The following is a 14,370-nucleotide window of genomic DNA, read 5'->3' on the forward strand; positions in this document are numbered from 1 at the left end:
AACATAACGAGTTTCTCCAGCGGTGCCTGGCCGTCCGGCTGTGACTGCAGCGGGCGGCCTCTTTTCCACCCATCGAGCGAGGTCTATGGCCCACCCGACTCCTGATTCGTCCGATCCCGTCCGTGATCGCGGCCCGGCGCCGACGGCGCATGCCGCTTCAAACGCTCAAGCGGGAGAAATTGAGCCAATCCTGGCAACCGCCGGCGTCAGCAAGACATTCCCCGGCGTGAAGGCGCTGCAAAACGTCGACTTCCGTCTGTTCCCCGGCGAGGTGCATACGCTGATGGGGCAGAACGGCGCCGGCAAATCCACCTTGATCAATGTGCTGACGGGCGTGGTTGCGCCCGATAGCGGCGTGGTGCGGCTCGGCGGTCAGCCGGTGGCCTTCGGTTCGCCGCAGGAGGCCGAGGCGGCCGGCGTGCGGACGCTGTACCAGGAAGTGAATCTGTGTCCCAATCTGTCGGTGGCGGAAAACGTCTTTGCGGGGCGCCAGCCGAAGCGTTTCGGCGCCATCGACTGGCGCGAAATCCGGCGCCGCGCGCAGGCGGCGCTTGCCCGGCTCGACGTCTCGCTGGATGTCACCAAATCGCTCGATGCCTACCCGATCGCCGTGCAGCAGATGGTGGCCATCGCACGGGCGATCTCGGTCGACGCGCGCGTGCTGATTCTCGACGAGCCCACTTCCAGCCTCGACGACAGCGAGGTGGCGCAGCTTTTCAAAATACTTCGGCATCTTAAGCAATCGGGTATTGCGATCTTGTTCGTGACGCACTTTCTCGAGCAGACGTACGCCATTTCCGATCGCATTACCGTGATGCGCAACGGCGAGTGTGAGGGCGAGTACCTCGCGCGCGACCTGTCGGCGGATCAACTGGTTGCGAAGATGGTCGGACACGAGCGGATGAGCGCGCGCCTGCGGGACGCCGAGCACGAAGCGCCGGCAGAACGGCAAGCCGTGGAGCCGTTCGTCGAGCTGCGCGGCGTTGGGCGGCGCGGCAGCATGCAGCCGGTCGATCTCGACGTCCAACCCGGACAGATTCTCGGTCTGGCCGGCCTGCTCGGATCGGGACGGACCGAGACCGCGCGTTTGCTGTTCGGCGCGGATCGTGCCGACAGCGGCACGATCACCGTAGGCGGGAAAGCGGTGCGCCTGCGCTCGCCGCACGACGCGGTGGCGCTCGGCATCGGCTATTGCCCGGAAGACCGCAAGAAGGAGGGTATCGTCGCCGAACTGTCGATCCGCGAAAACATTCTGCTGGCGCTGCAGGCGCAGCGCGGCTGGCTGCGCAAGATCAGCCGCGCACGGGCCCGGGAACTGGCCGATCTGTGGATCGAGCGGCTTGGCATCAAGGCCTCGGACGCTGAACAGCCCATCGGTCTGCTGTCCGGCGGCAACCAGCAAAAGGCGCTGCTGGCGCGCTGGCTTGCCACCGAACCCAGGTTGCTGATTCTCGACGAACCGACTCGCGGCATCGACGTAGCCGCGAAGTTCGACATCATGGACCGGATGCTGGCCTTGTGCGCCGGCGGCCTCGCAATCCTGTTCATTTCGTCGGAGGTCAGCGAGGTGTTGCGCGTGAGCCACCGCGTCGCGGTGCTGCGCGACCGCCGCAAGATTGCGGAAGTGGCGGGCAACGCCTCGAACGAGGACAACATCTATCGACTGATTGCGGGGAGCGGCGAATGAAGCTATCGAACTGGTTCGCGCGTGATGGCGCGGAGCGCCCGCTGATCTGGCCGTGCGTGACGCTTGCGCTGCTTTTCCTGCTCGATCTGTGGGTCAATCCGCATTTTCTGTCGCTGCGCATGCTCGACGGCCACCTGTTCGGCGCGCCGATCGACATTCTCAATCGCGCGGCGCCGCTCGTTCTTGTGGCGACGGGTATGACGCTGGTGATCGCCACGCGCGGCATCGACATTTCCGTCGGCGCCGTGGTGGCTATTGCCGGCGCTGCAGCGGCCACCATGCTGGCTACGCAGCCGTTCCCGAGTGCCGGGCTGATCGGAGAGGCGCTCGCTGCGGCGTTGCTTGTGGGGATTCTGAGCGGCATGTGGAACGGCATGCTGGTGGCCTACGTCGGCATGCAGCCGATCATCGCCACCTTGATCCTGATGGTGGCCGGCCGTGGCGTCGCGCAGTTGCTGACCGGCGGCCAGATCATTCCGATCGGCGCGCCGGGCTATCTGTTCGTCGGCGGCGGCTATCTGCTGGCGGTGCCGTTTTCCGTGTGGATCGCGACTGCCGCGGTGTTGCTGACGGCGCTGCTTATCGAGGGCACGGCGCTCGGGCTCTTTATCCGCGCGATTGGGGTGAATCCGGTGGCAACCCGGCTGGTGGGACTGCGCTCGAAAGCCATCGTATTTGCCGTGTATGGCTTTTCCGGACTCACCGCGGCCATTGCCGGCATTCTGATCAGCTCGAACGTACGCAGTGCAGACGGTAACAACGCGGGACTGCTGCTCGAACTCGACGCTATTCTCGCGGTGACGCTGGGCGGCACTTCGCTGCTCGGCGGGCGTTTCAGTCTCGCGGGCACGGTGCTCGGTGCGCTCATCATCCAGACGCTCACCTACACGACCTATTCGATCGGCGTGCCGCCCGAAGCGACGCTCGTCGTCAAGGCGGTGGTGGTGCTGGTGGTCAGCGTGATCCAGTCGCCTTCGGCGCGTGCGCTGGCGATGTCTGTGTTCAGCCCGCGTGGGGTGGCGCGATGAAACGTCTGGTCGATATCTGGGCTCGCATTTTCGATCCGCGCACGCTGCCGATCGCCGTCACCATCCTGCTGTTCTGCGCGCTGTTCGGTTTCGGCTCGGTGATGTACACCGGCTTTTTCTCGCTACAGGTGCTGCTCGATCTGCTGATCGACAACGCCTTCCTGTTGATTGTCGCGATCGGCATGACGTTCGTGATCGTCTCGGGTGGGATCGACCTCTCGGTGGGTTCGGTGGTTGCGCTGACAACCATCGTCGAGGCGGTGCTATCCGAGCAGATGCACGTGTCAGTCTGGGTCATCCTGCCGATCGTGCTGGTGATGGGCGCGCTATTCGGCGCGGTGCAGGGCGCGTTGATCCACTTTTTCCGGTTGCAGCCGTTCATCGTTACGCTGGCTGGGATGTTCTTCGCTCGCGGGCTGTGCTTCCTGATCACTACGCAGTCCATCACAATCACCGATCCGACCTTCAAGGCCATCTCGTCGTACCGTCTTCCGGTCGGCACCGGCTCGGTGAGCGCCAATGTGCTGATCGCGCTGGTGACGCTGATTGCCGCGATTTTTGTGGCGCATTTCACGCGCTTCGGACGCAATGTGTATGCGGTCGGCGGCAATCCGCGTTCGGCTCTGCTGATGGGGCTGCCGGTGGCGCAAACACGGATTGGCGTCTATGCGCTGAGCGGCTTCTGCTCGGCGCTCGGCGGCGCGGTCTTCACGTTCTACGTACTGTCCGGCTATGGATTGCAGGGGCAGGGCATGGAGCTCGATGCGATTGCCGCGACTGTGATCGGCGGCACCTTGCTGACGGGCGGCGTCGGCTATGTCATCGGCTCGCTGTTCGGTGTCGGCATTCTGGGCACGATCCAGACGCTGATCACGTTCGACGGCACGCTGAGCTCATGGTGGACCCGCATCGTGATCGGCGCGCTGCTGTGCGCGTTCTGCCTGCTGCAGCGGCTGATCGAACGTCATGCGCGTTCGGTGCGGCGGCCGGGCGGTCCCGCTGGTGCGGTGGTGGCGACGCCGTCGCGCGAACGCGCACGTCATGACGCGTCCGCGACGGATTCGCATGCGGCTGGCCGCGTGCCGCAGGAAGGGTTGCCCAAGGCATTGGGTCGTTGAAAGAGGCGTGGGCGCTCTGCCGTTGGGCAAAGACGCTCACGCTACGAAGCAACATGTTGATGTAGCCAGGCAAGACGATCAGCGACGCCATCAAGCGCGCGGAGACCTCACGACATCAAGGCTCGGCCTTTGGTTTCAGGCAAGGTGAAGGCAGCGAGAATCACCACGCCATACGCCGCGGCCGCAAACACGCCGATTGCATGTCCGAGCGTCATGCTCTGCGACACATAACCGATCAGGAACGGAAACGTCGCACCGACCGCTCGTCCGAAGTTGTAGCAGAAGCCTTGTCCCGACCCGCGAATCCGGGTCGGGAAGAGTTCGGTCAGGAACGCCCCCATCCCCGCGAAGATTCCCGACGCGCAGAAGCCGAGTGGGAAGCCGAGCGCGAGCATCGACAGGTTGTCGAGCGGCAAGCGCGTGTACATCAAGGCGATCGCCACCGAGGCCAGCGCGAAGGCGATGAAGGCGCGCTTGCGGCCGATTGCATCGCTGATATACGCGCCGGCCAGGTAGCCGCAATACGACCCGGCGATCACCACGCCCAGATAGCTGCCGGTGCCGATTACGCTCAGATGCCGTTCGGTTTTCAGATACGTCGGCAGCCAGGTGGTGACCGCGTAGTAGCCGCCTTGCACGCCGGTGGCGAGGATCGAGGCGCGCAGCGTGGTCCAGATCATGTCGCGGCGAAAGATGTCGAGCAGGGAAGGGTGCACCTGCGTATCCGCTTCAACCCGTTTCTGCTGCCGATGCGCCTCCGGTTCGGCGACGAAACGGCGAATCCAGATCACGAAGGGCGCCGGTGCAATGCCGAGCGCAAACAGCACGCGCCACGCGTCGTGCGCGGGGACGAACGAGAACACCAGCGTGAACAGCAAGGTGGACACTCCCCAGCCGATTGCCCAGCCCGCTTGCACGAGGCCCACTGCCTTGCCTCGGTCGCGCGGGCGGATCACTTCGCCGATCAGTACCGCGCCCGCCGTCCATTCGCCGCCGAAGCCTAGCCCCATCAATCCGCGTGCCCACAGTAGCTGCGCGAAGTTCTGCGCCAGCGCGCAGGCCAGCGTGAAAATCGCAAACCAGAGGATGGTGATCTGCAGCGTCTTGACCCGGCCGATGCGGTCCGACAGCACACCGGCCGCCCAGCCGCCGAGCGCCGAACTGAGCAGCGTGACCGTGCCGATCAGACCCGCATCGCCGCGCGTGATACCCCAGGTGGCGATCAGCGTGGGAATCACGAAGCTCAGGAATTGCGTGTCCATTGCGTCGAGCATGTAGCCGATCTTGCAGCTCCAGAAGGCGCGCTTCTCGCCCGCCGAAATCGTGCGGTACCACGAGAACGGGCCGCCGGTGCGTGCGTCGGAGGGGGATGTCTCCGTCGTATCGGCTGTCAACTGCGCTTTGCTTTCCATGCTTAACCTCCGGGTCGTTTTAGGAACCGTGTCTTGATGCACGGCTTGCAGCGGGATAGAAGACCTTGAGTGACGCGTTCAGAGAATCGCGAGCCGCGTGTTCGGGATATCCGTGATCAGCATGTGACCGGGTTTGTGGGCAATCGCGAACGGCAGACGCGCGCTTTCGATGGCCGCTTGCGGTGTCACGCCGCAGGCCCAGAACACCGGCAGCTCGTCGCTGTGGATGTCGACCGCATCGCCGAAATCGGGCCGTGACAGATCGCGGATGCCGATCAGCGACGGGTCGCCCAGATGCACCGGCGCACCGTGCACGGAGGGAAAGCGGCTGGTGATCTGGATGGCGCGAATCGCGTCGGCGGCCTTCATCGGCCGCATCGATACGACGCGATGACCGCCGAACACGCCGGCCCGCACGTTGGCTTCGCTGGTGCGGTACATGGGCACGTTGCGTTCCTGTTCGAGATGGCGCAACGCAATTCCCTCGCGCTTGAGCATCTCCTCGAACGAAAACGAACAGCCGATGGCGAACACCACCAGGTCGTCGCGCCAGAGTTCGTTCAGGCTGCGCACTTCTTCCGTGCGTTCGCCGTGACGGTAGATGTAGAAGGCGGGCACGTCGTTGCGCACGTCGAGATCGGCGCCGAGCGCGGGCACTCGCCAGTCGCCGGGCTCGCCGATTGCGAGCAGCGGACAGGCCTTCGGATTGAGCGTGCAGAAGCGCAGGAAATCGTCGGCGGATTGGCGCGGCAGGATCGCCAGATTGGCTTGCGCGAAATCGCCGCAATAGCCGGCGGTGGGGCCGGACAGGCGGCCGCTGCGAACCTGCTGGCGGAATTCGGATGGAGCAAGGGACATGAACGGGCTTCGCTTCGGGTGACGGATGCGAACCAGAGTAGTCGCGCCGAAAATATCCATCTAGCGAGATTTTTTTGCTTTTCGTTAAATTAAACTTAACGAGGTAGACGGCCGTCGCGCCACTATTTGCCCCATCATTCGCCAGATGATTGACCCGCTCATTTGCCAGAGATGCCGCTGTGAATACACGCTTTGTGGAAACGTTTCTGACGCTGGCCCGCCTCGGCAGTTTTCGCGCAACCGCTAACGCGATGCACGCGACGCCCGCGGCGATTTCATTGCGCATCAAGACGCTGGAGGCGGAATTGGGCGTCGAGTTGATCGAGCGCAGCGCGGCGGAGTTTCAACTGACGCCGCACGGCGAGCGTCTGCTCACGCATGCGCGCTCGGTCGTGCAGGCGACGCGCTCGCTGCAACTCGCCGCCCAGGACGACGCGCAAATCGCCACGCGGCTGCGGCTCGGCGTCATCGAAACGGTTGTGCATAGCTGGCTGCCCGACTATGTCCGCATGCTCAACACAGAATACAGCCGCATCGTGGTGGACCTGACCGTCGACGTGAGTGCCGTGCTCGCGCCGCGACTGCGCGCGGGCGAACTGGACCTGGTGTTGCAGGTGGAGAGCGACGGCGACCCCACGGTGGTGTCTACCGCGCTGGCGAGCTACCCGGTGCGCTGGATCGCGCGCCGCGACCTGATTCCCGCGAGCCGCGCGAAGCATGTGCAGACGGTGCTGCACAAACCGGTGCTGACGTTCGGACGCGGGACTGCGCCGCAGATGGCGGTGGAGGGCATTGTCAGCGAGCTCGCGAGACGGGCGGGTGTGCCGCTCGAACAGACCAACGTCACCTGCATGCCGTCGGTCGCGGTGATCGTGCAGTTGCTGCGCGACGGCTACGGCGTGGCGGCGGTGCCGGCGCTGTTCGTCGAGCCGTTGCTACAGAGCGGAGAACTCGGCGAGTTGCAGGTGCGGCCGTTGCCGCCGCCTATCGTCGTGGCCATGTGTTATCGCGATGACGCCGCTGTGGGCGTGCTCGCGGCAGCGCGAGTGGCGCACGACGCTTGCGACGCCTATGCGCAGACCATGGGCCGACAGTTGATCCAGCGACGCTAGCGGGCGGGGGCTTTGGCAACGTACCGCATCGACTCGCGGCGGATTGCAACGTATCGCAATGCGATTCGTCTTATGCCGTTTGCCGTGCTATCGTGTAATAACATTGTGCTTACTTATGTTCGCTAACCCTTTAGCATTCCTGTTCAGGTGACGCCATGAAGACAACGATCCGCAGAATGGGCAATTCCCATGGCGTACTGATTCCGAAACCCATCTTGACCCAACTGGGACTGGAGGACGAAGTGGATATGCAAGTAGAGGGGAACGCATTGGTCTTGCGTCGCCCGCAGAAGAGGGCCCGCACGGGCTGGGCGGACGCGAGCCGCTCGTTGGCGGCGTCGGGTGACGACGACCTTGTGATGGGCGAGTTTCCCAACGCGGATGACGCGGGGTTCACGTGGTAGCGCGCGGCGACGTCTGGCTGGTTGCGCTGGATCCCACCATTGGCAGCGAGATTCAAAAGACCCGGCCGTGCGTGGTGGTGTCACCATCCGAGTTGCACGATCATCTGCGCACGGTGATCGTGGCGCCCATGACCACGGCCGGCAAGGCCGCGCCGTTTCGCGTGCCGCTTACGTTCTTGCGCAAGAAGGGTTTGATCCTGCTCGACCAGATCTGCACGGTCGACAAGACGCGGCTGGTGAAGAAAGCGGGGGCGGTGTCGGATCTGGCTTTATCGAACGCGTTGTCGACGCTGCAGGAGATCTTTGTCGAGTGAGGCTACACGCTGCGATAGCGCATCGCAGCCATGTCGTTCAACCTTCGCCCGCGGCGAGGCGGCGACGCACAGTCGCCACCCATCGGTCCGGTGCGATGCTGCTTAAGGCGAGTGCCGTGGTCTGCGGCCACTGCTCGCGGACAATGTCGGTCAACACCTGACCCGGCGGCGCTTCCACCACCACCTGAGCACCCATTTCAAGCATCACGGTGAGCGCGTCGAACCAGCGAACCGTATGACGCATGTTCGTCGCGAGGTCGTCGCGGATGGCCTCCGCCGTATGCAACGGCCGGCCGCCGCGATTGCCTACATAGAGACTGTGCGGCGCGTGAAACGGCACGCCGCGTGCGTAGTCGATCAATGCGTCGGCGGCATCCGCAAGCAGTTCGCAATGAGACGGCACGCTCACGGCGAGGCGCGTGGCTTTGCGTGCACCAGCCGCTAGCGCGCGTTCTATCAATGCTTCGAGCGCGGCGTCGGCGCCGGCCATGACGATCTGCCTGGGTGCGTTGACGTTGCCGATATAGACGGGCGGTAAACCTTCCTGCGCCTGTTGCGCAGCGAGCGTCTCCAACTGCCGTTCAGTCAGGCCGGAAATAGCGGCCAATCCGTACCCGGACGGATACGCGGTCTCCATCAACTCGGCCCGCTTGCGCACCATGCGCAGCGCGTCGGCGAACTCGAGCGCGCCGCAACTGACCGCAGCCGCATAGGCACCTACGGACAGGCCGGCGCTGATGTCAGGCATGACCCGCGCGTCGGCCAACAGGCGAACCATCGCGACGCCGGCCACCACCAGCCCGACCTGAACCGCAACCGTCGAGCGTAGCGCGTCGGGGGTGTCGAGCGTCAGCACGTCGGTACCGAGTGCCTCGGAGGCTTCGTCGAGCGTGGCGGCGACCACCGCGTGCTGCGGCAATCGATGCAGGAAGTCCGCAGATTGCGCGCCCTGGCCGGGAAACTGGTAAGCGAGCATTATGCGTGCGCATTGAGTGTGGGTTGCGCGGCGTGCGCGGCTTGTGTGGCGTCGGCGCCCCACGGATCGGCAATCAGCCGCGGACCTTGCGCATCACGTGCCATGACGCGCGGCTTGCCGGCAGCCCATTCCGCAAGCGCAATGCCGCCTGCAGGTGTTTCGAGTTGCACGTCGACGCGAATTCCTGCGCGTTGCGCATGCAACTCGAGTTCGTTCAACATCTGCGCGGCGTGCTCGCGCGAGAGTGTTCGCGGCGTGCGGACCAGCAGATCGAGATCGCTCGTCACGGTGACGGTGGGCATGCCGCTCACCAGTTCGAAACCTGCGCTGCCGGTGGGCCCCCACGACAACGCGTCGAGGTAGCGCGCTTCGCGGCGCAAGGCGGCATACAAGGCGAACGCCGGCAGGGCACAACGTTCGGCGTCGGCAGGCAAGCTGACTGCGAGGTCTTCGGGGGCGATCGCGGCTTCGATATCGCCGCTTTCAACCCACGTGCCGTAACGTTGTGCGCGGCCGTTGCCGCGCACGCCGATGGCGATGAAGCCGGGCGCCGCCTGCGCGCGCCTGACCACCGCGAACGGCGCGCCTGCGAAGGCGGCGCGAACCCACTCCGGCTCACCGTCGAATGCGGGCAGACGACGCAGACGCAGCAGGTCATGCGGCCGCCAACGCGCGTCGCATTGAAGCGCGCTGTCGGTCGCAAACGGCGGCGGCGCACAAGTGCGCATTACGCAGCGTCCCACTGTTCGGCCAGGCGCCGCCGCACTTCGACCGAGGCCGCCCGGGTCTTCCTGGCGGTATCGGATTGCAGCCGGTGCGAGAGACCCGGCTGGTCGTCGCGCGCGCTGCGAATCGCCGCGCTCAGCACCTCACGCACGTGTCCGATCTGCGCGTCGCTGGGCGCATCGGCATCGACGCCTTTGATCAGTTCGTCGAGCAGGCCAAGTTTGGCGAACGAGGCCATCGAATACGACATCGGCACAATGGTTTCACCAAGCGCTTCGAGGTCTTCGACCGTGCGGCGCGTGACGCGGGCCGCAGCTTCCTTGCCCATGGCGTGCACCATGGTGCCGGGCGCATCGAGTGCGAGGATCCGGTTGGCCTGGTAGCCATGCGCGAGAAATGCGCCGGACATCGCCGGCCCGACAATCAGTGCAATGACAGGATGGCCGGCGTCGCGTGCGGTTGCATACGCGTCGACCGCCGCGGCGCAGGCGAGGTGAATGCCGAGCGTCTCTTCACGGTAGCCATAGGCCTGGCTTTTCACATCGACGATCGCAACGATCGGGCGCCGCGTGCCGCTTTGTGCATCCTCGGCGATGGCCTTGCGTACCGCACGCGCGAGCAGCCAGCCCTGTTCGAGGCCGACGACGTTATCGGTGGCGCGCGGAAAGCGGTTCTGCGGATCGGGCACGACGGCGAAGAAGTGGGCGGTGTCGTTGCCAAGCGGAGCGTCGCCGCTCCACACCGGCGCCGCGCTGACCGGCTCGCCGGCGAGGGCGCGAAACCAGCGTGCGCCGCGGGTAAGGGAGGCTTCGGTCATGCTTGCTCCTTGGAGGACGAGAGCGCGGCGTTCGCATGAAACACGGTCCGCATGGTTTCAGGGGTGACGTTCGCCGGATCGATCCGCGCGAGTCCGTCCAGATAGCTGTCGACCTGCTCGGTCCGGTGCGCCGCCGGGACGCCCTGGGTGAAAGCACGCTGCACGGCGCTGCGCAGCGCATTGGGATCGTCTTCGACGAGGGCATCCGCAAAGCCCGTCAAGGCCCGCTGTTCGCCGCCGATCAGTTGCCACACATGACGGCGGTCGCTGGCGTCGAGTTCGTCGATACCGGCTTCCTGTTCGATCACTTCGGGCCCGTTCATGCCGAGCCGGCCCTGCTTCGTGACGACCAGATACGAGCACAGCGCGGCCGCGAGCGACATGCCGCCGAAGCAGCCCACCATCCCCGAGATCACGCCGACCACCGGCACATGCCGGCGCAGCGCAACGATCGCGGCCTGGATTTCGGCGATCACGGCGAGGCCCAGATTGGCTTCCTGCAGACGCACGCCGCCGGTTTCGAACAGCACCACCGGACGAACCGGCTTGCCGCGTTCGCAGTCGCGTAAGGCGAGTTCGAGCGCCGCCGCGATCTTGCTGCCGGAGACCTCGCCGATACTGCCGCCCTGGAACGCCGATTCGATCGCGGCGACCACCGCAGGTTCGCCGTCGATCGTGCCGCGCGCGATCACGCAACCGTCGTCCGCCTGGCAGACGATGCCTTGCAACGGCAGCCACGGCGACTCGATCCGGTCGAACGGTCCGAGCAGTTCGCGAAACGTGCCGGCGTCGAGCAGGGCGCGGGCGCGTTCGCGCGCCGACAGTTCGATGAAACTGTCGTGCAGCACGGGCGCGGGTTGAGGGGTAGTCACAGGGGTAGCGACGGTGCTCATGCCTCGTCTCCCTGTTCCGCTTCCTCCACCGCTTCCGCGAGACGCAGCGCCACTACGCCGGGGGTCGCGCCGAAGTCGTTGATCTCGATCTGCGCGGCGCCGTCGTAGCGCGTGAAGAAGCGGTCGAGCACGCTCTTCCAGATATGGCCGTAGCCGTCGACGCTGGTGCGCACGACCACGTGCGCCGTCATCGAAGCGGCCGGCGACAGCAGCACTTCGAGGTCGCCCGAGCCGACCACGCCGACATGGGCGCGGGTCGTGACGGCGCGCTGCGCCGGGTAATTGAAGGTCAGATTTTCCATGAGACTTGGCTCCCGCCGGTGCCGTGACGCACCAGCATGTCGATGAAGAGGGTAGCGGCGAGCAGATCGGCTGCGCCGCCGGGGGATGCGTTAAGGGACAGCAGCGTGCGGTCGAGTTCGGCGAGCGCGGCGCGGCCGGCGATGGTATTGCTGCCGCCGAGATCCAGCACCCGCCGTGCGCCTTGCTGACCGGCTTGCAGGCCCGGCAAGCCGGCGCGATGCAACAGGCAGGTGTCGTCGAGCGAGGCCATGATGGCGAGCAGCGCGTCGATACGCGCGGCGTCTTCCGGTGCGCCGTGAGCCCGGGCTGCGAGCAGCGCCGGCAGGCCGACGGCGACGACGTGCGGAAAGCCGTCCTGCGCTTCGCGCCGCGCGCCGCCGACCTGATAGCGCTGGCGTACGCGTTCGCCGTGACTGTCCGGGGGCGCGGCGACGCGGTCGGGGAAGCAGGCGATCTGGGCGGCCAGCGCGCAGACGTTCGAGGCGGCGTTCGCAGACGTGGCTGCTGCGGCGTACGCCGGCGGGCGGCCATCCACCAGCGCGGCTCCTGCCACCAGCAAGCCGACAATCCAGATCGCCCCACGGTGCGCATTGCTGCCGTCGGTGGCCTGCATCATGGCGTGTTCGCCGGCGCGACCGATCTGCGCCAGTTCCGCGCGCAGGGTCGCGGACGGTGCGTTGTAGCGTGCGGCCGAGGCGAGCGCGGCGAAGGTCGGTTCCAGCGCCTGCGCGGAACGCAACATGATGTCCAGATTGAGATCGCGGTGCGCGCCGCTGCCGCGCCGATCCACCAGGGCGGGCTTCGGCGTGAGTTGTGCCTCTTCGATCAACGCGGTGGTGGCAAGCCGGGCCAGCCACGCGTCGGCGGCGCTGGCTTCGCGGCGGGCTTCGAGGCCGCCCTGGCGACCGCCTACGGCGAGGCCCGCCGCAAACGGCGCGGCGTATGTCCCGACCGGCAGCCTCTCACCCGCAGGTGGCCTGGCGCCGACAGAAACCCGCGCGGCGGATACCGGCATCAGTGTGGGCGTAGCCATGCTTACCAGCTCCGGAAACGCGCCGGCGGCACATACAGACCGCCCGACCAGGTGACCAGATCGTCGATGCTGCGCGCGGCCAGCAGCGAGCGTTTCGCTTCGCCGCGCCGGATGCCGAGATCTTCCGGATAAGCGACGATGCCGCGCCGGCGCAGCTCAGCCGTTTTCTCCGGCTTCGCGCGCAATCCGATCGGCGTGACGCCCGCCACCGCCGCGATCGCGGCGCGCCGTTCGTCGATGCCTTCAGCCTTGTGCAGATGCGCGATGCCTTCTTCGGTGACGACATGGCTGACGTCGTCGCCATAGATCATCACCGGTGCGATCGGCATGCCGCTCTTCGCGCCGACCGCAACCGCGTCGAGTTCGTCGACGAAGGTCGGCTCGCCGCCTTTCTTGTACGTCTCGGCGAGCTGGACCACCAGCTTCTGTCCACGCGAAACCGGGCCCTGGTCCTTCAGCAGCTTGAGCCACGCTTCGCTCGAATGACGGCGCCCGCGCGGATCGTGGCCCATGTTCGGCGCACCGCCGAAGCCGGCGAGCCGCCCGCGCGTGACCGTCGACGAGTTCGCATCCGCGTCGATCTGCAGCGTCGAACCGATGAACAGATCCACACCGTATTGGCCGGCCAACTGGCACAGCACGCGGTTCGAGCGCAGGCTGCCGTCGCGGCCGGTGAAGAAGACGTCGGGACGCGCCTCGATGTACTGTTCCATGCCCACTTCGCTGCCGAAGCAATGCACGCTTTCGACCCAGCCCGATTCGATGGCCGGAATCAGTGTGGGATGCGGGTTGAGCGTCCAGTTGCGGCAAATTTTGCCCTTCAGCCCGAGTGCTGCGCCGTAGGTCGGCAGCAGCAGTTCGATCGCCGCGGTATCGAAGCCGATACCGTGATTGAGCGAGGTCACGCCATACGCTTCGTAGATGCCGCGAATCACCATCATCGCGGTCAGCACCTGCAGATCGCCAATGTGGCGCGGATCGCGCGTGAACAACGGCTCGACCGCAAACGGCCGGTCGGCTTCCACGACCACGTCCACCCACGAGCCGGGAATATCGACGCGCGGCAATTCGTCGACAATTTCGTTCACCTGAACGATCACGATGCCATGCCGGAACGCCGCGGCCTCCGCGATGGTGGGGGTGTCTTCGGTATTCGGGCCGGTGTAGAGATTGCCGTGACGGTCCGCTTTTTCGGCGCACAGCAGCGCGACGTTCGGCGTCAGGTCCACGAACATCCGCGCGTACAGCTCGACATAAGTGTAGATCGCGCCGATTTCGAGCTGGCCGTCCTCCAGCAGTTGCGCGACGCGCAGGCTTTGCGGTCCGGCGAAAGCGAAGTCGACCTTGTGCGTGATGCCGCGCTCGAACAGCGTCAGATGCTCGGGACGGCTGATGCTGGAAATCAGCAGATGCACGTCGTGAATCTTTTGCGGATCGACTTTGGCGAAAGAACGCGACAGAAAGTCCGCCTGCTTCTGGTTGTCGCCTTCAAGGGCGACGCGGTCGCCGGGGCGGATCAGGATCTCCAGCGCATCGACCATGCGCGCGGCGGGCAGCACTCCGTCTTCGAGCCACGGCGCGATGGCGGCAAGCCGCCGGGCCTTCTCGTCGCGCAGGGTGGTCCAGGACCGGGCCGCGGGTGCGGTGGCGGAGTGGGAAGTGGGTTCGGCTCGTGGATTCATCGGCGGA

General features: G+C 65.7%; 15 protein-coding genes. 6 read left to right on the forward strand and 9 right to left on the reverse strand.

The window, feature by feature from the left end; all coding sequences use genetic code 11:
• Positions 1-85 precede the first annotated feature (85 nt).
• The 3 genes from P3T42_RS15980 to yjfF are packed head-to-tail and all read left to right on the forward strand — an operon-like array spanning position 86 to position 3,833.
• The gene (locus P3T42_RS15980; protein ID WP_429306581.1) at positions 86-1,687 is read left to right on the forward strand and encodes a sugar ABC transporter ATP-binding protein; all 1,602 of its coding nucleotides are present in this window, start codon (positions 86-88) and stop codon (positions 1,685-1,687) included.
• A complete protein-coding gene (locus P3T42_RS15985) occupies positions 1,684-2,715 on the forward strand; it encodes an ABC transporter permease (RefSeq protein WP_074295814.1) in 1,032 nt (343 codons plus the stop codon). Before P3T42_RS15980 ends, P3T42_RS15985 begins: the two co-directional genes overlap by 4 nt.
• Positions 2,712-3,833, forward strand: a complete 1,122-nt coding sequence (yjfF, locus tag P3T42_RS15990; RefSeq protein WP_429306582.1) for a galactofuranose ABC transporter, permease protein YjfF — start codon at positions 2,712-2,714, stop codon at positions 3,831-3,833. The genes P3T42_RS15985 and yjfF overlap by 4 nt, the downstream gene beginning before the upstream one ends.
• A 107-nt stretch (positions 3,834-3,940) precedes the next feature.
• Here the strand turns inward: yjfF and P3T42_RS15995 are convergent, their stop codons facing one another.
• Both P3T42_RS15995 and P3T42_RS16000 read right to left on the reverse strand, forming a co-directional pair.
• Positions 3,941-5,245 (reverse strand): MFS transporter, encoded by a 1,305-nt coding sequence (locus P3T42_RS15995; RefSeq protein WP_429306583.1) that lies wholly within the window; start codon positions 5,243-5,245, stop codon positions 3,941-3,943.
• Between the two features lie 78 nt (positions 5,246-5,323).
• The gene (locus P3T42_RS16000; protein WP_074297373.1) at positions 5,324-6,103 is read right to left on the reverse strand and encodes a putative hydro-lyase; all 780 of its coding nucleotides are present in this window, start codon (positions 6,101-6,103) and stop codon (positions 5,324-5,326) included.
• Positions 6,104-6,282: 179 nt separating this feature from the next.
• Between P3T42_RS16000 and P3T42_RS16005 the strand changes: the two genes are divergently transcribed.
• The 3 genes from P3T42_RS16005 (at position 6,283) to P3T42_RS16015 (ending at position 7,933) form a co-directional block, all read left to right on the forward strand.
• Positions 6,283-7,215 carry a LysR family transcriptional regulator gene (locus P3T42_RS16005; RefSeq protein ID WP_074295811.1) on the forward strand — a complete coding sequence of 311 codons (933 nt, stop codon included), beginning with the start codon at positions 6,283-6,285 and terminating at the stop codon, positions 7,213-7,215.
• Between the two features lie 155 nt (positions 7,216-7,370).
• Entirely contained in the window at positions 7,371-7,619 is a 249-nt protein-coding gene (locus P3T42_RS16010; RefSeq protein WP_074295810.1) for an AbrB/MazE/SpoVT family DNA-binding domain-containing protein, read from the forward strand.
• The gene (locus P3T42_RS16015; RefSeq protein WP_074295809.1) at positions 7,613-7,933 is read left to right on the forward strand and encodes a type II toxin-antitoxin system PemK/MazF family toxin; all 321 of its coding nucleotides are present in this window, start codon (positions 7,613-7,615) and stop codon (positions 7,931-7,933) included. The genes P3T42_RS16010 and P3T42_RS16015 overlap by 7 nt, the downstream gene beginning before the upstream one ends.
• Positions 7,934-7,970: 37 nt before the next feature.
• Here P3T42_RS16015 and mdcH read toward each other — a convergent pair whose 3' ends face one another.
• From mdcH to mdcA, 7 genes are read right to left on the reverse strand one after another with little or no spacing between them, the layout of a single operon-like run.
• Positions 7,971-8,909: a malonate decarboxylase subunit epsilon gene (mdcH, locus tag P3T42_RS16020; protein ID WP_429306584.1), complete on the reverse strand. Its 939-nt coding sequence runs from the start codon at positions 8,907-8,909 to the stop codon at positions 7,971-7,973.
• The gene (locus P3T42_RS16025) at positions 8,909-9,637 is read right to left on the reverse strand and encodes a malonate decarboxylase holo-ACP synthase (protein WP_429306585.1); all 729 of its coding nucleotides are present in this window, start codon (positions 9,635-9,637) and stop codon (positions 8,909-8,911) included. The genes mdcH and P3T42_RS16025 overlap by 1 nt, the downstream gene beginning before the upstream one ends.
• A complete protein-coding gene (gene mdcE, locus P3T42_RS16030; RefSeq protein WP_429306586.1) occupies positions 9,637-10,452 on the reverse strand; it encodes a biotin-independent malonate decarboxylase subunit gamma in 816 nt (271 codons plus the stop codon). The genes P3T42_RS16025 and mdcE overlap by 1 nt, the downstream gene beginning before the upstream one ends.
• The gene (locus P3T42_RS16035) at positions 10,449-11,345 is read right to left on the reverse strand and encodes a biotin-independent malonate decarboxylase subunit beta (protein ID WP_429306587.1); all 897 of its coding nucleotides are present in this window, start codon (positions 11,343-11,345) and stop codon (positions 10,449-10,451) included. The genes mdcE and P3T42_RS16035 overlap by 4 nt, the downstream gene beginning before the upstream one ends.
• The gene (locus P3T42_RS16040; protein ID WP_429306588.1) at positions 11,342-11,647 is read right to left on the reverse strand and encodes a malonate decarboxylase subunit delta; all 306 of its coding nucleotides are present in this window, start codon (positions 11,645-11,647) and stop codon (positions 11,342-11,344) included. Before P3T42_RS16040 ends, P3T42_RS16035 begins: the two co-directional genes overlap by 4 nt.
• On the reverse strand, positions 11,635-12,681 hold the full coding sequence (locus P3T42_RS16045; RefSeq protein ID WP_429306589.1) for a triphosphoribosyl-dephospho-CoA synthase: 1,047 nt from the start codon (positions 12,679-12,681) through the stop codon (positions 11,635-11,637). Before P3T42_RS16045 ends, P3T42_RS16040 begins: the two co-directional genes overlap by 13 nt.
• Positions 12,682-12,683: 2 nt before the next feature.
• On the reverse strand, positions 12,684-14,363 hold the full coding sequence (mdcA, locus tag P3T42_RS16050; protein WP_429306590.1) for a malonate decarboxylase subunit alpha: 1,680 nt from the start codon (positions 14,361-14,363) through the stop codon (positions 12,684-12,686).
• Between the last annotated feature and the right edge of the window lie 7 nt (positions 14,364-14,370).

Source organism: Paraburkholderia sp. GAS38 (assembly GCF_050434965.1).
GTDB lineage: Bacteria > Pseudomonadota > Gammaproteobacteria > Burkholderiales > Burkholderiaceae > Paraburkholderia > Paraburkholderia phenazinium_A.